The 18327-nt window shown below is 55.4% G+C and carries 17 protein-coding genes and 1 pseudogene; 12 read left to right on the top strand and 6 right to left on the bottom strand.

Annotation, left to right across the window (positions count from 1 at the left end; genetic code table 11):
- Window positions 1–63 precede the first annotated feature (63 nt).
- From leuE to IBT46_RS15525, 6 genes are all read left to right on the top strand, one after another.
- On the top strand, window positions 64–705 hold the full coding sequence (gene leuE, locus IBT46_RS15550; RefSeq protein WP_200546419.1) for a leucine efflux protein LeuE: 642 nt from the start codon (window positions 64–66) through the stop codon (window positions 703–705).
- A 282-nt stretch (window positions 706–987) separates the two neighbouring features.
- Window positions 988–2124 (top strand): MFS transporter, encoded by a 1137-nt coding sequence (locus IBT46_RS15545; RefSeq protein ID WP_234480145.1) that lies wholly within the window; start codon window positions 988–990, stop codon window positions 2122–2124.
- 202 nt (window positions 2125–2326) lie between these two features.
- Window positions 2327–4516 (top strand): ferric-rhodotorulic acid/ferric-coprogen receptor FhuE, encoded by a 2190-nt coding sequence (fhuE, locus tag IBT46_RS15540; RefSeq protein ID WP_200546417.1) that lies wholly within the window; start codon window positions 2327–2329, stop codon window positions 4514–4516.
- On the top strand, window positions 4506–5429 hold the full coding sequence (gene fhuD / locus IBT46_RS15535) for a Fe(3+)-hydroxamate ABC transporter substrate-binding protein FhuD (RefSeq protein ID WP_200546416.1): 924 nt from the start codon (window positions 4506–4508) through the stop codon (window positions 5427–5429). Before fhuE ends, fhuD begins: the two co-directional genes overlap by 11 nt.
- Complete coding sequence (fhuB, locus tag IBT46_RS15530) at window positions 5423–7408, top strand: Fe(3+)-hydroxamate ABC transporter permease FhuB (protein ID WP_200546415.1); 1986 nt, start codon at window positions 5423–5425, stop codon at window positions 7406–7408. Before fhuD ends, fhuB begins: the two co-directional genes overlap by 7 nt.
- A gap of 75 nt (window positions 7409–7483) precedes the next feature.
- Window positions 7484–7939 carry an acyltransferase gene (locus tag IBT46_RS15525; protein ID WP_200546414.1) on the top strand — a complete coding sequence of 152 codons (456 nt, stop codon included), beginning with the start codon at window positions 7484–7486 and terminating at the stop codon, window positions 7937–7939.
- 121 nt (window positions 7940–8060) lie between these two features.
- Here the strand turns inward: IBT46_RS15525 and IBT46_RS15520 are convergent, their stop codons facing one another.
- The 4 genes from IBT46_RS15520 to IBT46_RS15505 all read right to left on the bottom strand — a co-directional run bounded on the left by IBT46_RS15520 (window position 8061) and on the right by IBT46_RS15505 (window position 11629).
- Entirely contained in the window at window positions 8061–9212 is a 1152-nt protein-coding gene (locus IBT46_RS15520; protein ID WP_200546413.1) for a tetratricopeptide repeat protein, read from the bottom strand.
- A 176-nt stretch (window positions 9213–9388) separates the two neighbouring features.
- Window positions 9389–10183: an ABC transporter substrate-binding protein gene (locus tag IBT46_RS15515; RefSeq protein WP_234480144.1), complete on the bottom strand. Its 795-nt coding sequence runs from the start codon at window positions 10181–10183 to the stop codon at window positions 9389–9391.
- Between the two features lie 26 nt (window positions 10184–10209).
- Entirely contained in the window at window positions 10210–10977 is a 768-nt protein-coding gene (locus IBT46_RS15510) for an amino acid ABC transporter ATP-binding protein (protein WP_200546412.1), read from the bottom strand.
- A gap of 1 nt (window position 10978) precedes the next feature.
- Window positions 10979–11629 (bottom strand): amino acid ABC transporter permease, encoded by a 651-nt coding sequence (locus tag IBT46_RS15505; protein ID WP_105593830.1) that lies wholly within the window; start codon window positions 11627–11629, stop codon window positions 10979–10981.
- 298 nt (window positions 11630–11927) lie between these two features.
- Here IBT46_RS15505 and IBT46_RS15500 point away from each other — a divergent pair, with 298 nt between their 5' ends.
- From IBT46_RS15500 to IBT46_RS15475, 6 genes are all read left to right on the top strand, one after another.
- On the top strand, window positions 11928–12527 hold the full coding sequence (locus tag IBT46_RS15500) for a helix-turn-helix domain-containing protein (protein ID WP_200546411.1): 600 nt from the start codon (window positions 11928–11930) through the stop codon (window positions 12525–12527).
- Between the two features lie 362 nt (window positions 12528–12889).
- Window positions 12890–14272 (top strand): diaminobutyrate--2-oxoglutarate transaminase, encoded by a 1383-nt coding sequence (locus tag IBT46_RS15495; RefSeq protein WP_200546499.1) that lies wholly within the window; start codon window positions 12890–12892, stop codon window positions 14270–14272.
- A 14-nt stretch (window positions 14273–14286) separates the two neighbouring features.
- Complete coding sequence (locus IBT46_RS15490) at window positions 14287–15756, top strand: aspartate aminotransferase family protein (RefSeq protein ID WP_200546410.1); 1470 nt, start codon at window positions 14287–14289, stop codon at window positions 15754–15756.
- 141 nt (window positions 15757–15897) lie between these two features.
- The gene (locus tag IBT46_RS15485; protein ID WP_200546409.1) at window positions 15898–16839 is read left to right on the top strand and encodes a ketopantoate reductase family protein; all 942 of its coding nucleotides are present in this window, start codon (window positions 15898–15900) and stop codon (window positions 16837–16839) included.
- An 81-nt stretch (window positions 16840–16920) separates the two neighbouring features.
- Entirely contained in the window at window positions 16921–17430 is a 510-nt protein-coding gene (locus tag IBT46_RS15480) for a thioredoxin family protein (RefSeq protein WP_200546408.1), read from the top strand.
- A gap of 2 nt (window positions 17431–17432) precedes the next feature.
- On the top strand, window positions 17433–17792 hold the full coding sequence (locus tag IBT46_RS15475; protein ID WP_200546407.1) for an MmcQ/YjbR family DNA-binding protein: 360 nt from the start codon (window positions 17433–17435) through the stop codon (window positions 17790–17792).
- A gap of 1 nt (window position 17793) precedes the next feature.
- Here the strand turns inward: IBT46_RS15475 and IBT46_RS15470 are convergent.
- Window positions 17794–17949, bottom strand: a pseudogene (locus IBT46_RS15470) (DNA-binding protein); the annotation flags it as partial.
- Between the two features lie 13 nt (window positions 17950–17962).
- Entirely contained in the window at window positions 17963–18193 is a 231-nt protein-coding gene (locus tag IBT46_RS15465; RefSeq protein WP_105593837.1) for a DUF1272 domain-containing protein, read from the bottom strand.
- Window positions 18194–18327 lie beyond the last annotated feature (134 nt).

Below are 18327 nucleotides of genomic sequence, written 5' to 3'. Positions count from 1 at the left end.
CTGACCTGCAATCTGCGTCTGGCTGTAAAGGTCTGCGCAAGTCTGATTATCAAGGAGGTCAGGGTGTTACTGGAACAATTCGGCGTTATCAATCTCTGGACGTATATTGCGGGCCTGCTGTTAATTATTATCGCGCCGGGCCCGAACTCGATTTACGTGCTGAAGACCGCCGCATCCAGAGGTGTTGCCGTCGGATATCGCGCTGCGCTGGGCGTGTTCACCGGCGATGCCCTGTTGATTTTCCTGTCCTTTATCGGCGTAGCCTCGATTATCAAAGCCTCGCCGCTGTTATTTACCCTGGTGCGTTTACTGGGGGCTTTTTATCTGCTCTACCTTGGTATCAGAATTATTCACGCCAATTTTTTTGCTAAAGATCATCATGCTGAAGAAGTCAGCTTGAGTCAGGAAAATGTTTTCAGAAAGTCGCTTACGCTCAGCCTGACCAATCCTAAAGCTATTCTGTTTTATATCTCGTTTTTTGTGCAGTTTATTGATTACAACTATGCCCATACCGGCCTGTCCTATTTCCTGCTGGCGGCTATCCTGGAAGCCTTCAGCTTTATTTATCTCTCCCTGCTGATATTTGGCGGCGCAGCGATGGCAACATTTTTCCGCCAGCGTCAGAATGTCTCACGCGCCGGAAACGGTATTATTGCGCTGCTGTTTATGGGCTTCGCTGCCCGTCTGGCGACGCTTTCTGCCTGAGAATATACGGGCCCTTAGAGGCCCGTTTCCCCTCCCCGATTATCAGTAAACCGGGTTCTCACCTGGTATAAATTGAATTCGTTTTGCTAATTCTAACGGTGTAAATTCGAGCGGCATCGTGCGTCATCCGGGTAATAATCTTGCGTTCATCATCCCATTTTTGATAACGCAATGATTAATTTTTAGCGGCTAATAATCATTATTGATAGAGATTAAGCTGGGTTCTTCTTTCAATTCAGGTTATCTGCCATGTCGAATCTTCATCCCCGTCAACTGCGCCATATGGCACTGGTTATCGCACTTGTTCAGTTTGCTAATGCGCTGGAATATATGGTTTTTAATCCACTGTTCGCATTTATGTCCATTGATTTCGCCGTCCCCGTTTCTTACTCAGGTTATGTCTCGGGTTTGTACACCGCAGGTGCGGTTATTTCCGGTTTCTCCGCTTTTTACTGGCTGGGTCGGGTGAATAAAAAACGTTTTTTAATGCTGAATATGGCGTTGCTGGGCACGTTGACGGTCATGGCTACGCTAACGCAGAGTTTCGGCGTGTTGCTGATACTCCGGTTCTTAGCCGGTATGATTGGCGGTACAACGATGGGTGTCGCCATCGGTCTGTTGATCAATCAAACCCCATCCGATATGCGTGGGAAGATGCTGGCGACGGTCATTGCCGCGTTTTCAATGGTAAGCATTGCTGGAATGCCGCTGATATTACTGATTTGTACCCATTTCGGCTGGCATCTTTCACTGAACATCATAGGCCTGCTGTGCCTGCTTGCTATTCCACTGGTTACCCTCTTCGTTCCTGCAGAGACGTCGATTGGGCATGCTCCTGCTCCGCTGACGTTAAGTAAAAATACCCTGCTCTTTGCCTCAGCAAATGCCCTGGTGCAGTTCAGTCCGATGCTGATTATTCCGATTCTGGTTCCGTTGCTGACGCGGCAGATGGGGCTGGCACTGCCGCTGTTACCCTGGGGGTTTCTTGCCGGAGGCATTGCAGGCCTGCTGGCCACCAAAATAACCGGGAAACTGTTGGCGTACTGTAATGCACGACAACTGGCTGTTAGTTCGACGCTTATTTTTCTGCTCAGTCTCGGCATGGCTGCGTCCGGTTCTCCGCTGTCTGGACTGTTTATTGTCCTGTTTCTCGCCGCATCCTATAGTCGTCTGGTGGTGTCATCGGCGGTCACCATTTCGTATCCCTCCGAGGGGCAGCGGGCCCAATTTGTGGCACTACAAACGTCGTTAATGCACCTCGCTACTACCGTTGCATTCTTTTTGGCTCCGCTGCTGCTTGGGGAAGACGGGGCAGCCTGGCATCTTGACAGGCTGTTAATCATCGCTGCCGTGGCGGCGCTACTGTTTCCGATTTTCATCGTAATGTTGCAGAGAAATCAGCAAATTAATCATCCTTGATGTCTTGCCGACTCCACAGATGCGGGTCCTTTCGCTGGCCTCCATTCGGCAGCACATGCTTTCGTTTAACTGCCCGTTAATTCATTGAAATCTAATGTTTTATATTTTTTTACACAAGACAATGAAATCTTTACAATAAGCCTGCGAAGAAAAATGATTATCATAATCATTTAAATCACTATTCCGCATGAGGAATGCTTTTATGTCTTTTGTTGGCAGGGAGAACGGTGCCGCTAAGCGCGCATCGGTTGTTAAACATACTTTTACCGTTTCACTGCTGGCGCTGGCGATTCATACGCTGACCCACCCGGCGCACGCAGCAGATTCAACGGCCCCGTCGCAAAAGGATAACGCGCAGCAGGACCTGGTGGTAACGGCGACGGCAGACGATGGCGATGCAAACGAAGCGCAGGACTATCAGGTGAAAACCACCCATGCCGGCACGAAAATGCTGCTGGCGCCGCGTGACGTACCGCAGTCGCTGAGCGTGGTGACAAAACAGCGCTTTCAGGATCAGGATCTGCAATCGGTGGGCGACGTGCTGGATAACGCCACCGGCATTTCCACCGAGCTAATCGACAGCGAGCGCTCGGCCTATTTCGCCCGTGGTTTCCAGATCAGCAGCTACACCTATGACGATATTCCTACCTCGGTCAGCGATACCTGGAACTACGGCGATGCGGCTGAAGACACCGCTATCTATGACCGCATTGAAATCGTTCGCGGCGCGACCGGGCTGATGACCGGCGCGGGCAGCCCGGGCGCCTCGGTGAATATGGTCCGTAAGCATGCGGACAGCAAAGAGGTTACCGGCAATCTCACCGCCAGCTACGGCAGCTGGGACAAGCAGCGCTATGTGGCCGATGTTTCCTCCCCGCTTAACGAAGCCGGCACGGTGCGTGGCAGAATCGTAGCCGGTTATCAGGATCAGGACAGCTGGCTGGATCGCTACCACAAAACCAAAAAGTTCCTGTATGGCGTGATTGATGCCGACGTCACCGACAACACCACCCTGTCGCTCGGCTACGATTATCAGCAGAGTAATACCGGCAATCCAACCTGGGGCGGTCTGCCGACCTGGTACAGCGACGGTTCACGTACCCACTTTAACCGCAGTACCAACCCGGCGGCAGACTGGACGCGCTACAGCACCGATTCGCGTAAAATTTTTGCCAACGTCAGCCATAACTTTGATAACGGCTGGTCGTTCCGCGTTAATGCCACCCACGCGGAAGAAACCTTTAACGATAAACTGCTGTACGTGATGGAATTCCCGGATGTGACCACCGGTCAGGGCGTGTCCGGCTTCGGTAGCCAGGATCGCGGCAAGCGCAAGCTGGAGTCGGTGGATACCTACGCCAGCGGTCCGTTTGAACTGGCCGGTCGCCAGCATGAACTGGTGGCAGGCGTCAGCTACAGCCGCCAGCATAATGCCACCTACAGCGCCGATGGCTCGCTGGATTATGACCAGATGGGCGATTTTAACAGCTGGGACGGCAGCGCGCAGGAGCCAGAATGGGGCGACTGGTATCAGAACGCCGATGACATTGTTCGGCAGAAATCTGCCTATACTGCCGCGCGCTTCTCGCTGGCCGACCCGTTAGCGCTGATTCTGGGTGCGCGCTATACCGAATGGAGCACCATGGGCAGCAGCGGCGACGTGCGTAAAAACAACATTACGCCGTACGGTGGCCTGGTCTACGACATTAACGATACCTGGTCGGCTTACGCCAGCTACACCTCGATCTTCCAGCCGCAAACCTACCGCGATCGCGACGGTAAGTATCTGTCGCCGGTCACCGGTAAAAACTATGAAACCGGCCTGAAATCGGACTGGTACAACGGTCGTCTGACCGCCACCTTCGCCGTGTTCCGCATCGAGCAGGAAAACGCCGCGCAGGCCGACGGCGACAACTTCGTTAACGGATCAAGCGAACAGGCGTACTATTCGACCAAAGGTGCAGTCAGCAAGGGTGCGGAGTTTGAGATCAACGGTGCAGTAACCGACAATCTGCAAATGACCTTCGGCGCCACGCGCTATGTTGCCAAAGATACGGAAGGCCGCTTCAACAGCAATATGCCGCAGACCTCGTTCAAACTGTTCACCCGCTACCAGCTGCCGATGCTGCGTGAGCTGACCGTCGGCGGTGGCGTCAACTGGCAGAGCCGCACCTTCCAGGATGCGACAGGACCGGATGGCGAAACGACCCGCGTTTATCAGAGCAGCTACCCGCTGGCGAACCTGTTTGCCCGCTACCAGGTTAACAAGCAGGTAGCCGTGCAGGCCAACGTCAATAACCTGTTCGACCGCAGCTACTATTCCTGGCTGAGCGATTACGCCGTGTACGGTGCGCCGCGTAACTACTCGGTCAGCGTTTCTTATGCCTTCTGATGGTTATTCTTCCCGGCAGTTGGCCGGGAAGTCTCCGCATTGGGTTGATTTGCCGCGCCGTCGTTTGCTGACGGCGCTGGCCCTTTTACCACTCTTGCCGCTGGCATCAGCAAGCGCCACCGTACCGCAGCGTATTATTGCGCTGGAGTGGCTGCCGCTGGAGATGCTGTTTGCCCTCGGCGTTACACCGTTAGGTGCCGCCGATACCCACGATTACAGTGTCTGGGTGGCTGAACCGGTTATTCCGCCGACGGTGCTGGATATTGGTCGGCGCTCTGAACCGAACCTGGAATATATCGCCGAGCTGCGGCCGGACCTGCTGCTGTTTTCCGAAGGCTACGGACCGCGATCGTCACAGCTGAATACCATCGCCCCTTCGATGGAGTTCAGCTTTACCAGTGAACAGGGGGAACCGCTGCGCACCGTCAGTGACGGTCTGCTGAAACTGGCCGATCGGCTGGGAAAAACGCAGGCCGGGCAGGAACATTTAGCCTGGTTCGATCGCCAGTTAGAGGAAGCGCGCGGGCAGCTTGCAGGATTTCGCCGCCAGCCGCTGCTGGTGTTTACCCTTGTTGACGATCGCCACGTAATGATCCTCGGTAAAAACAGCCTGTTTGGTAATGTCATGACCCGTCTGGGCATTGAAAACGCCTGGCAGGGCGATGATAACGGCTGGGGCACGGCGATGGTTGGCCTTGAGCGCCTGGCGAGCCTTGCGCCGCTGCGCGCCATCTGTCTGGACCATCGCGATGAACAGGCAAGGGCTCGCGTAGCCGCCACACCGCTGTGGCAGGCTATTCCCTTCGTCAGGGAAAATATGCTGAGAACCGTGCCCGCCCTGTGGATTTTCGGTGCCACCCTTTCCGCACTGCGTTTCTGCCGGATGCTGCAGCAACAGGAAAAACAATGGTAAGAATTCAGTACAAATCCCTCGCGCTGCTGGCACTGGTGGGCTTTGTTGCGCTGCTGCTCAGTCTGTATAACGCGCAGCAGGTTCTGCCCCGGCAATTATGGTCTGATGCCCTCTTTCATCCTGACCGCGATGATATCCGTCAGATCATTTTTTATTACACAACGCTACCGCGGGTGGCGGTTTCGCTTTTGGTTGGTGCAGGGCTGGCGCTGGCGGGTGTGCTGTTCCAGCAGGTGCTGCGCAATCCGCTGGCGGAACCGGCTACGCTCGGGGTGGCCAGCGGTGCGCAGCTGGGAATCACGCTTTTCAGTCTGGGCATGCTACCCGGCGGCGCGGCGATGCAGCCGGTTGCCGCCCTGCTCGGCGCGCTGGTTATCGGCGCGGCGGTTTTCGGCACCGCCTGGGGAAAACGGCTTTCGCCGGTGACATTAATTCTTGCCGGACTGGTTCTCAGTCTGTACTGCAGCGCGATAAACAGCCTGCTGGCGCTGTTCCACTATCAGGACCTGCAAAGCCTGTTTTTATGGAGTAGCGGTGCGCTGAATCAGACTGACTGGCAGCAGGTCATTTCACTGGCTCCCCGCCTGTCTATCGCGCTGGTAATCGCGCTGCTGCTGGTGCGGCCACTGACGCTGCTGGGGGTGGATGACGACGTTTCGCGCAACCTTGGCCTGGGGCTTAACCTGGCACGGCTGATGGCGCTTGGGTTGGCTATTACGCTCAGCGCCCTGCTGGTTAACGCCGTTGGCGTTATTGGGTTTATCGGGCTGTTTGCCCCGCTGCTGGCGAGGCTTTTGGGTGCGCGTCGCCTGATCCCCCGCCTGCTGCTGGCACCGCTGGTCGGAGCGCTGCTGCTGTGGCTGTCCGATCAGTCGATGGTGCTGCTGGCGCAGGTCTGGCAGGAGGTCCCGACCGGGGCCGCAACCGCGCTGATCGGTGCCCCAATCCTGCTGTGGCTGCTGCCGCGTCTGCGGCATTCCGCGCCGCCTGCCGCTTCGGTTTCAGCACCAGCCGCCGAGCGCACGCGCCCCTGGCTGTGGATAGCCTGTGCCGCCGGGCTGCTGCTGCTGGCGTTAGTCATTGTTCTGATGGTCGGCCGCAACAGCCGCGGGCTGAGCTGGGCGGGTGATAATCTCTGGCGCGTTCTGCCGTGGCGCTGGCCGCGCACGATCGCGGCCTTAAGCGCCGGAATCATGCTGGCCGTCGCCGGCACGTTGATTCAAAAACTAACCGCCAACGTGATGGGCAGCCCGGAAGTGCTGGGCATCAGTGCTGGTGCGGCCTCTTCGGTCATTGCGGTGATGTTTTTCCTGCCCGCCGCCGGTTTTGCCACTTTGCTGTACGCCGGGAGCGGCGGCGCGGCCCTGACACTGGCGGCGATCCTGCTGGTCGCCGGGCGGCAGCACTTCTCCTCGCAGCGCCTGCTGCTAGCGGGTGTGGGATTGGGCACGCTGTTTTCGGCGATCGTCACCCTGCTGCTGGCCAGCGGCGATCCGCGGTTGGGCAATCTGCTTAACTGGATTTCCGGTTCAACCTACGGCGTGGAACCTGTGCAGGCGGCCTCCAGTATGCTGCTCGCACTGGTGCTGCTGGTGGTGATGCCGCTCTGCCGCCGCTGGCTGACCATGCTGCCGCTGGGTAACGATACGGTCCGATCGCTCGGCGTACCGCTGGCGGGTTCGCGCATGACGATCCTGCTGCTGGCGTCGGTGCTGACCGCCGGTGCCACGCTGACAGTCGGGCCGCTCAGTTTTATCGGCCTGATGTCCCCGCATATGGCGCGCATTATGGGCTTCCGCCGGGCGATGCCGCAGCTGGCGATGGCGGCGATTATCGGCGCGCTGCTGATGCTGATCGCCGACTGGTGCGGCCGCATCGTGATGTTCCCTAACCAGATCCCGGCAGGGCTGCTGACCACCTTTATCGGTGCCCCCTGGTTTATTTATCTGCTGCGCCAGCAGGGTAAAGGTCGCGCCTGACGATCGGCTTCAGATGGTGTTAGTATCGGTTTCTTAACCACTATCGTATCAACGCAGTTTAAGGATGAAATGCAGATGAAAACCATTGAGTGCAGCATTCGTGATGTCAAAACCGGGGAAAACGTCAAAATCATCACTCCGTCAAATATTTACCAGTGTCGGCTGGACGACGATGTTTTTGTCGGACCGTTTGTTGAGATCCAGAAAGGCTGCGTGATTGGTCGTGGCAGCCGCATCCAGTCACACAGCTTTCTCTGCGAAAACGTCACCGTGGGTGAAAACTGCTTTATCGGCCATAACGTTACCTTCGCCAACGATCTGTTCCGCAGCGGCGCGCCGGACCCGGATACCAGCAGCTGGATTACAATTACTCTCGGTGACAACGTCACTATTGGTAGCGGTGCTACCGTGCTGACCACCTCGATTTGCAGCGGTGCGGTGATTGGCGCCGGCAGCGTGGTGATCCGTCCGGTGACGGTAAAAGGGATTTATGCCGGGAACCCGGCGCGCTTGATCAGAAAGTTGCCCTGAGAACTTGTGCCGGGGGAGTAAAATCCCCAGGCTCAATGTGCCGGAACCTTGTGATAAGTTGTCCGGCACGAACAGTGAGCGCATTATTCTCATTAATAGTCAGATTGAGCCTTTGATTGCTTCATTCGGCGTTCTTACCGCTATCACCCTCGACCCCTTTTTTCTTCCTCGGGATTGGCTTCAGCGCTTCCTTATAGCTGTTAATCATTTCGGTCAGCTCCAGCATCTTAGGATTGAGAATACGTGACTCGGCCAGCCGCGCTTTGAACTGTTTAAACAGATCCCTCGCTATTGTTTTACTGCGTATCTCATCACAGATTAAAAACATTTCGCCGCACTTCGCCAGGCAGGGAATACTGCCTTTATGCATCGCCGTCATGTAATACGCTCCCGCACCCCGATAGTCGTTTTGTTCTTTACGGATATCCCCCATCATTTCCAGCGCTTCTACGGACCGGTGTATATTCCAGGCTCGGTTCAGCAGCGTAATTGCAGCCTCTCGATCGCGGGTTTGTTCAATAATTATCGCCTGCAATGCCGTGATGCGCTCCGGGTCGCATTCTTCATGGATGTAAAACGCGGACTTATTCGTTTCAGTCACGCTGAGCCGCGGACTGTAGCCACGGGTCAATAACGTTGCCGCCGAAAACATAGCGGGAAGATGATCCTTCTGCGCCGCCTGCGAGTAATACTTCATCGCTAGCGCATCGTCTCTCACCTCCATTTCGCTATGATAAATATCCCCCATGCGGGTCAGCGCCAGAACGTGTCCGACATCCGCAGCAACGGCGTAGTATCTCAACGATCTGACTCGCGCATCGCCAAACGCCTCGGAGCGATCCATGGCATTGCCATCGAAATCCGCATGGCTGATGTTCCGTTCTTCATGCTGACCAAGATAATAGCTGGCTTCTTTTATGCCCAGTGACAGCGCGCTGGTAAAGCGATGTAGGGTCGATGCTGTGCGCGGTATCAGGCGGTAGTGCTCCAACAGGCCCAGGTTGAAGTACGCCTGCGGCAGTTTAAGCTCGATAGCCGAGATAAGCAGCGTACGTGCTTTTTCCAGATCCTGCTGATAGTGAATGCCGAGGGCGAAAAATATCGCCAGATTGTTCTGACACAGCGGATCATCCTCAACGCCAGTAACGAAGAAGGCGATCGCTTCGCTGTAGTCGGCATCGGCTCTTAGCGAGGTTGCCTCATATAAAGGAAAATCAGGATGAGTGTAATGCTCGGCAAATTTGAGGCTGTCTTGCAGTTCGGGGCGGGACATAAAAAACCCTGTCGTTTTTTTCGGACATATTAACGCTGCTGGTTGCCTTCCACCAGAGGCGGCAGAGAGATTCCCTGCCGCCTGTGGACGGCGACAACAATCCTGTAAGCCCGCGCCGACACATTAGCCTGGCCAATCAGCCAATCAGCCAATCAGCCAATCAGCCAATCAGCCAATCAGGCCGGGATATACTGAATGCCCCATTTATTCAGGATTTTTTCCAGCGTTCCGTCCTGTTTCATGCTGGTAAGGGCCGCGTTGATTTTTTCCAGCAGCGGACCATTACCCTTGCGCACGGCAAACGCCACCGGCGAGACTTTTGTGGCCTGATAGGTTTCCACCACGTGCATGCCCTTCAGATTGCCAATGCTGGCCTGGCCTTTCAGGATGGGATAATCGTTCATACCGATGCTGACCCGGCCAAGCGACACATCGCGTGCCAGATCCGCCGCATTTTCATAGAATTTCACCTCTTTGGCGATATTCATTTCGGCAATTCGGCGGCCGTAGTCAGTGCCGGCCATGATGCCAATGGTTTCCCCTTTGAAATCGGCAGGCGTGCGGTAGACCTTTTTATTATCATCGCGGGCGTAAATCCCCTCGCCGATGCCAGTGATCCCTTCGGAAAAGTCGACTTTGGTTTTACGCTGGTCGGTCGGCGACATGCCCGCCACGATCATATCGATTTTATCGGACAGCAGGGACTGCAAAAGCGCAGAGAACGGAATAGCGTTAAAACTCACTTCAAATCCGGCCCGCTTCGCCACTTCTTCCGCCACTTCCGGCATAAAGCCCTGGAACTTACCGGTTTCCAGATCCATAAAGCAGGTCGGACGGCTTGCAGGCGTCGAACCGGCGAGCAGCTTCAGCGTTTCTGCCTGCGCAACGCTGGCAAATGTTCCGCAGCACAGTGCACCGGCCAGCAGCAGAGAAGACAGGCGTGAACACTTTAGGTTGGAGATCATTTTCATTTTTATCGTCCCATTGAGAGTGAAGGTCAGGCAATTTTTCGGCAGTGCTCACAGTGATGAATGGCCGGTTCGCGCAGTACGCGGCGCAGGAAATCCCGGGTGCGCGGCTCCTGCGGATTTCCCAGCACCCGATCGGTGGTTCCCTGCTCAACGATGTTGCCGCTGTGCAGGAAGCACACGCGGTCGGCCACTTCGCTGGCAAACTGCATTTCGTGAGTGACGACGATCATCGTCATCCCCTCCTGCGCCAGATTGCGCATCACCTGCAGCACTTCGCCCACCAGTTCCGGGTCCAGCGCGGAGGTGGGCTCATCAAACAAAATGGCCTTCGGCTGAAGCGCCAGCGTACGGGCGATGGCTACGCGCTGCTGCTGACCGCCGGAGAGTTGCTGTGGCCATGCATTGATTTTTTCGCCCAGACCGACCAGATCCAGCAACGATTTCGCCCGCTTCACGGCAACGGCGCGTGCTTCACCGTTGACGTGAATTGGCCCTTCCATCACGTTTTCCAGCACAGAACGATGGGGAAAAAGGTTGAATCGCTGAAACACCATCCCCACCTGGCGACGCAGATCGTTAATCGAACGCTGTTGATTATCCACACGTTGACCGAGCACGCGGATCTCGCCGCCCTGATAGCTTTCCAGACCGTTGATGCAGCGCAGAATGGTCGACTTACCGGAGCCGGACGGCCCGATAAGGCAGACGACTTCCCCCTGTTTGACGTTGAAACTGACGCCTTTCAGCACCTCAACCGGGCCAAAGCGTTTATGCACATCGTTAATTTCGATCATCTCAGGCTCCTTTCAGGCGGCGGGTTTCCAGGCGTTTGGTCAGCGCCATTAGCGGCAGACACATCGCCAGATACAGAATGGCGACCAGCGTATAAATGGTGGTGTTATCAAAGGTGGATGAGGCCATCAGCTGCCCCTGGCGGGTCATCTCGGTGACGGCGATAGTGGAAGCCAGCGCGGAATCTTTCAGCATCATTACCAACGTATTGCTGTACGGCGGCAGCGCGACGTGAAACGCCTGCGGCAGCACTACGCGCACCATGGCTTTGCCGAAACCCATGCCCATGGAACGCGCGGCCTCCAGCTGGCCGCGATCGACGGATTCGATCCCGGCGCGGAAGATTTCGGCAATATAGGAGGAAAAACAAAAGGCAATACCGATCACGCTGGCCTGAAACGCGGTCAGCGTGATGCCAATATCGGGAAACACGAAGTAGATATAAAACAGCACCACGATCATAGGCAGACCGCGGGTGATGTTAATAATGATCGATACCGGCCAGACAATAATACGCAACCCGCTCATCTTCCCGGCAGCCCACAGCAGGCCCAGCGGTGTACTGATGATCAGCGCCAGCACGGTAATCGTAATGGTCATTTCGGCACCCTTCAGCAAGAAAGGCAGATAATTATGCACGCTGCTCCAGTCCATTCTTTCTCCCCGGCGTTAGTGTTAGCGCTCAAATAGCTAGCAAATATTCAACATATTGAATATCTGCTTCACTAAAAAAGATGTCAACGCGCAACACAGGCTGGAGCATAGGGAATACTTATTGCCCTCAAAGCCGCGCTGAGAATCATGCAAAAGTTATTTAACCATATGATTTTGATAAATTATTAAATCTGTGGATTATAAGAAAGGTAAAGCGATTCAGGATTGACAAAGGCTGGGGTTAATTCATTATACTGAATATCAATCGCAGTTCTGATGCGCTACGGGATTCGGTAAAATGAATAAACAGAGTCAGTCACCCACGTTATCCCTTGAGGCTAACATCGGCCTGCGAGTGCGGCAGATGCGCAAACTGCGCGGCCTGACAATTAATGAGCTTGCCGCAAAGGCCGGTGTTTCAGCCGGAGCCATCAGCCAGATAGAACGCAACCAGACCAATCCCACGGTGCGGATGCTGGAACAGCTGCGTATTGCCCTCGGCGTGCCGTTGACCGCCCTGCTGGATGCCGACGAACCGCCCGCTTGCGGGCCGGAGCATTTTGTGCGGCGGCGACAGGACCGTCCTCATTTTCACGTTGGTGAGAGCGGCGTTGCCAAAGAGCTGCTGTCGCCAAGCGGTGAACATGACTTACAGTTTATGCTGATCGCCATTCCACCCGGCTCCGGCCCCAGGGAAATGTTGATGGGGAACGGGGAAAAAGCGGGCCTGCTGATGGAAGGTGAACTGTCGCTTACCGTATCAGGTGACAGCGTCACGTTACTGGCGGGCGATAGTTTCCAGTTTAAAAGTCATTTAACCCATAGCGTATTTAATCACGGTTCTGAGACAGCAAAAGTGCTGTGGATTATGCAAATCCAGCAACATCATCATCTGTAAATCTACGTAATTCCCGCGCTTTATTTGCTGATTAACTGAGCAATTCGCCTTGATATTGTTCACTTTTTGCTCTTATTGTGGTTTTTGCAAACAATAGCCCCTCCTCCGTTATTGCCTTAAATATTCATAAATCGAAAATTTATGCATAAAGCGACTGGAACAAATCCCTTGAAAGGCGATTGCTCAGCAAATCAACAACGTATTGATTCCTATGATAAAATCATAAGCGCAACTAATTAAAATTAATCATTGAGTAGCGACTTAAAATGGCCTATATTGGCCGCGTTTTTTCACAGCAGTTAACTTTTCATTCATTTATTCAACTGTGACGTTCTGAAACTCACGGTTGTAGGAGAGATATGATGACGGATAAAGTCCGTATTGATACTTTCGGTGCAGATTCATTAAAAGGAAACAATGAAACCTATTTGGCGCGCCAGGCTGAATTTGAGTCAAATGTCAGGAGTTATCCACGCAAGCTGCCGTTTGCAATCGCAAAAGCAGAAGGCGTGTGGATTACCGATGTTGAGAATAATCAATATCTTGACTGCCTGGCCGGTGCGGGAACGCTGGCTCTGGGCCACAACCATCCTGATATCCTGCAAAGCATCCAAAATGTCATTACCAGCGGCTTGCCGTTACATACACTCGATCTGACGACGCCGTTGAAAGACAGCTTCTCAGAATATCTGCTTTCTTTACTGCCAGGCCAGGGTAAAGAGTACTGCCTGCAGTTCACCGGTCCTTCCGGCGCCGATGCCGTTGAAGCCGCGCTGAAGCTGGCGAAAAAAGTCACCGGTCGTTCCGGCGTGATCAGCTTCTCCGGCGGTTACCACGGTATGACCCACGGTGCGCTGGCGGTAACCGGTAACCTGTCACCGAAAGAAGCGGTCAACGGCATGATGCCGGAAGTGCAGTTTATGCCTTACCCTCACGAATACCGCTGCCCGCTGGGTATCGGTGGTGAAGCAGGCGTTAAAGCACTGACCTACTACTTCGACAACCTGATCAACGACGTTGAAAGCGGCGTGCGTAAACCTGCGGCGGTAATTCTGGAAGCCGTTCAGGGTGAAGGCGGCGTGAACCCGGCTCCTGCCGAGTGGCTGCAGCGTATCCGTAAGGTGACCCGCGAGCACGGCATCCTGCTGATCCTTGATGAAGTTCAGGCTGGCTTTGCCCGTACCGGTAAGCTGTTTGCCTTTGAACACGCTGGCATTGAGCCAGACATCATTGTGATGTCGAAAGCCGTTGGCGGCGGTCTGCCGCTGGCCGTGCTGGGCATTAAGAAAGAGTTCGATGCCTGGTCTCCTGGCCACCACACCGGGACTTTCCGTGGCAACCAGCTGGCAATGGCCACCGGCCTGACCACGCTGAAGCACCTGAAAGAGCACAACATTGCCGGTAAAGTGGCAGCGCAGGGCGAATGGCTGAAAGGTAAGCTGGCTGAAATGCAGCAGCGTTACCCGGTCATTGGCCACATTCGCGGTCTGGGCATGATGATCGGTATTGAGATCGTTAAGCCAAATGAAGCGCAGGATCATATGGGTTGCTACCCGGCTGACGGCGCACTGTCCGCGCTGCTGCAGAAAAAATGCTTCGAAAACGGTCTGATCCTGGAACGCGGTGGACGCGATGGTTGCGTACTGCGCCTGCTGCCTTCCCTGCTGATCAGCGACAGCGAGCTGGAAGTGTTCCTGGATAAATTTGAAAACGCCCTGCTTGCCAGCGGCGTAAAACCGGTCTGAGTGGAGTGAATTCGATGTCCAGGTTAAACCCGATTCTGGCAGGTTCAGCGCAAAGCACTGAAGCCTATCGCCAGGCGATTGCCCAGAGTAGCGAAGCGGTAGCCCAGTGGCTGCAGCAGCCCGAGATGTATCAGGGTAAAACCGTTGCCGAACTGCGCGAGCGTATTACGCTTGATTTCAATCCGCAGGGGCTGGGTAATCAGGCCGCGATTGAGCGTGCAATTGAGTACTTCCTGAAAGACAGCCTTGCGGTCCATCACCCGCAGTGCGTGGCGCACCTGCACTGCCCTAGCCTGGTGGTAAGCCAGGCGGCGGAAGTGCTGATCAACGCCACTAACCAGAGCATGGACTCATGGGATCAAAGCCCGTCAGCGACCATCATCGAGATGAAGCTGATTGAATGGCTGCGCACCCAGGTTGGCTATCAGCCCGGCGATGCCGGGGTATTCACCAGCGGCGGTACTCAGAGCAATCTGATGGGCCTGATGCTGGCACGCGATGCCTTCTTTGCCCGCCAGGGACACTCAATTCAGCAGGATGGCCTGGTCGGCAACCTGAAGAAAATCCGTGTTCTCTGCTCCGAGCATGCGCACTTCTCCGTGCAGAAGAACATGGCGCTGCTGGGTCTGGGTTATCAGTCGGTCACGCTGGTGAAAACCGATCGCTTCTCCCGTATGGATCTTAACGATCTGCAGGAAAAACTGGCGCAGGCGGAGGCTAACGGCGAGCAGATTCTGGCTATCGTCGCCACTGCCGGTACTACCGACGCGGGTGCAATCGATCCGCTACGGGCGATTGCCGAGCTGGCTGCAGAGCGCCAGATTTGGGTTCATGTTGATGCAGCATGGGGCGGCGCGCTGCTGCTGTCCGAGAAGTATCGCGACTACCTGGACGGCCTGGAGCTGGTGGATTCCATTACCCTGGACTTCCACAAGCAGTTCTTCCAGACCATCAGCTGCGGTGCTTTCCTGCTGAAGGAAGCGCGCCACTACGAGCTGATGCGCTACCAGGCGGCTTACCTGAACTCCGAGTTCGATGAAGCTCAGGGCGTACCAAACCTGGTGTCTAAATCGCTGCAAACCACCCGCCGCTTCGATGCGCTGAAGCTGTGGATGGGTCTGGAAGCGTTAGGCCAGAAACAGTACGCGGAGATCATCGATCACGGTGTGACGCTGGCGCAGGAAGTAGCACAGTACGTCAGCGAGCAGCCGTCGCTGGAGCTGGTGATGCAGCCGCAGCTGGCCAGCGTGCTGTTCCGCTACCGCACGCAGCAGCTCTCAGACGCGGGTGATACTGCCCTGGCGCTGTTCAACCAGAAAATCGGTGATGTGCTGCTGGAATCTGGCCGCGCCAACGTGGGTGTGACGGAAGCTGATGGTGTAACCTGCCTGAAGCTGACGCTGCTGAACCCGACGGTCACGCTGGAAGACATCAAAGTGCTGCTGGCGCTGGTAGAAAAAACCGCCGAGCAGATCGCGGCGTAAATTTTCGCCCGCTCAGGGACTTAACTGAAAGCCGGTGACAGCAATGTCACCGGCTTTTTTGTTGCCCATCTCGGCGGGAGATTGATAGCATGTCTATTCACGGAGTCTGAACCGTTATGTTTCGCAACGATGGAGTGGATTATGCGTATTTTGATTGTTGGCGCGGGAGCAACCGGCGGTTACTTTGGTGCAAGGCTGGCGCAGGCCGGGCGCGATGTCACCTTCCTGCTGCGCGAGCGTCGCAGCCAGCAGCTACAAAAAAACGGGTTGATCCTGCAAACCCCGCAGGGGCGTGAAACCCTGAACCCCGTAACCCTCCTCGCCGCTGAAATCAGCAGCCCTTACGATCTCATCGTGCTGACAGTGAAGGGCTTCGGCTTGCAGCAGGCCATGGAGGATATTGCACCGGCAGTCGGTCCGAATACGCTGATCCTCCCTATCCTCAACGGCATGCGGCATATCGATTTACTTCGCCAGCGCTTTGGCGATCGTCATGTTATCGGCGGACTGTGCAAAATCCACGCTACGCTGGGGCCAGAGGGCGAGATTGTCCAGCTCTCGCCGCTGCATCAGCTCTATTACGGCGCGCTCAACGGCGATAACGGCGAAAAACTACAGCAGCTGGATTCTACCCTGCGCGACTGCGGCTTTGACGCCTTCCTCAGCGAGGCTATCGCCTGTGAGCTGTGGGAAAAATGGCTGCTGCTGAGTACCCTGGGAGCGGTAACCTGCCTGGCGCGCGGTGATACCCGCCAGGTCGTCGCCTCCGGCGGCGGTCAGGCTATGTTAACCGGGCTGTTTAATGAGGTACTTTCTACCCTGATTGCTGAAGGTTATCAGCATCGTCAGGCGCAGACCGACGGCATTTTAACCTGGCTCAGCAACCCGGACACCCCGCTGACATCGTCGATGTATCGCGATTTGATGCAAGGATATGATATTGAAGCCGATCAGATTATTGGCGATCTGGTTCAGCGCGCCCAACGCCATCAGCTGGCGACGCCGCTGCTGAATGCGGCATGGGTCAATTTGCAGGTGTACCTGCTTCAGCGACAGGCATCTTCACAGACGGCAGCGTCATAACGGCAATACCCAACGGCAGGCTGATATTTCAGCCTGGTCCAGCACGTTGATACCCTACTATTTTACCTTTGGGAGCAGCAGGTGACAGATTTCAATACACTGATCGAACTTGGCGTCGACTATCCGCAGTTTATCCGCCAGGGCAATGATGAGCAGATCCAGCATCTGCTGCGCGAGCAGGCGAAAACCGAACGAGTCGGCTTTCTCTCTGACGAGCTGAAAGGCGAAATCGAACGGCTGGACGGCAGCTACACGCTGCTGGTTGCGGCAGAAATGTGGTGCCCGGACTGCCTGCGCAACGTGCCGGCTTTTCAGGCGCTGTGCCGTCTGGCACCAGATATAAAGATGAGCATTATTACCCGCGACCAGGCGACGGTGCTGTTCCAACAGCAGTTTGGCGTGGAAAGAGTGAAGATTCCGTTTGCGGCGATCCTTGATGCAGAATTGAATCCGCTCGGCACCTTTATTGAGCGCCCGCAGTCGGTTCTCAACGGTGATGAAGACACCCTGTCCTCCTATAAGCAGGGCGAACGCCTGGCGGACACCGTTGAAGATATCGTGGCGGTTATCCAACAGCATCGGCAGTCTTAATCATGGACGGTGGACAAATTCATGCGGCGGCTATTGCGGCCGCAGAACTGCTCTCCGGTTCAGAATGCAGCTACCCTTTTGGCCCGGAGCATCAGGTGTTCAAGGTGGCGGATAAAATGTTTCTGCTGCTTACCGAGCTGCACGGGGAAAAAATTATCACCCTGAAGTGCCAGCAGGAACAGGGCGAGCTGCACCGGGCGATCTATGACTCGATCCACCCGGGCTATCACATGAATAAACGCCACTGGATTTCGGTTCATCCGGGCGAGAAAATCACCGCCGGGCTGGTCGAACAGCTGGTGAACGATTCCTGGCGACTGGTGCTCAAGGGCGTGCCGAAATATAAGCATCCGCGCTTTTAAGCGCAGCAGTTAAATGGCGTGATGCCAGCAGAAATGCCTGCTGGCCACCCTCTTCATCAATATCCAGGAAGGCCTGATGCAGATATGCCTGGGCGAAAGCACGATCTTCGCGCAGAATTTCAATCATTGCCTCATCATGTAAGCCGTCTTTAGCCATGGAGTTCCTCGCTTTACCCTTCCCTCAGCACCCGCACGGTAGAAGCCGGGAACTTCTCCAGCTTGATCGCCGGGCGGATGGGTCTGCGCACCAGTTCACCGCCGCAGTTCGGGCATTTGCCCTGTAGATGTTTCTCTGCGCAGTCGCGGCAAAAGGTACATTCAAACGAACAGATTACCGCGTCCAGCGACTCCGGCGGCAGGTTAACATCGCAGTATTCACATCCCGGTCGTAGTTCCAGCATTTATCCCATCCTCGTCGTCGTTTTTCAGTCAGCATACCGTCCGTTTGCCGTCGGCGAAATACCGTTTTCGGACAGCAAACGGACAGAACGGGACAGGATCGCCGTTCCTGCGTGAATACCCGCGTCACGCAGAA

This window comes from Erwinia sp. S38 (assembly GCF_016624545.1).
Classification (GTDB): Bacteria; Pseudomonadota; Gammaproteobacteria; order Enterobacterales; family Enterobacteriaceae; genus Erwinia; species Erwinia coffeiphila.
The sequence above is the reverse complement of the archived record's forward strand: the minus strand, read 5'-3'. Positions and strand labels throughout refer to the sequence as shown.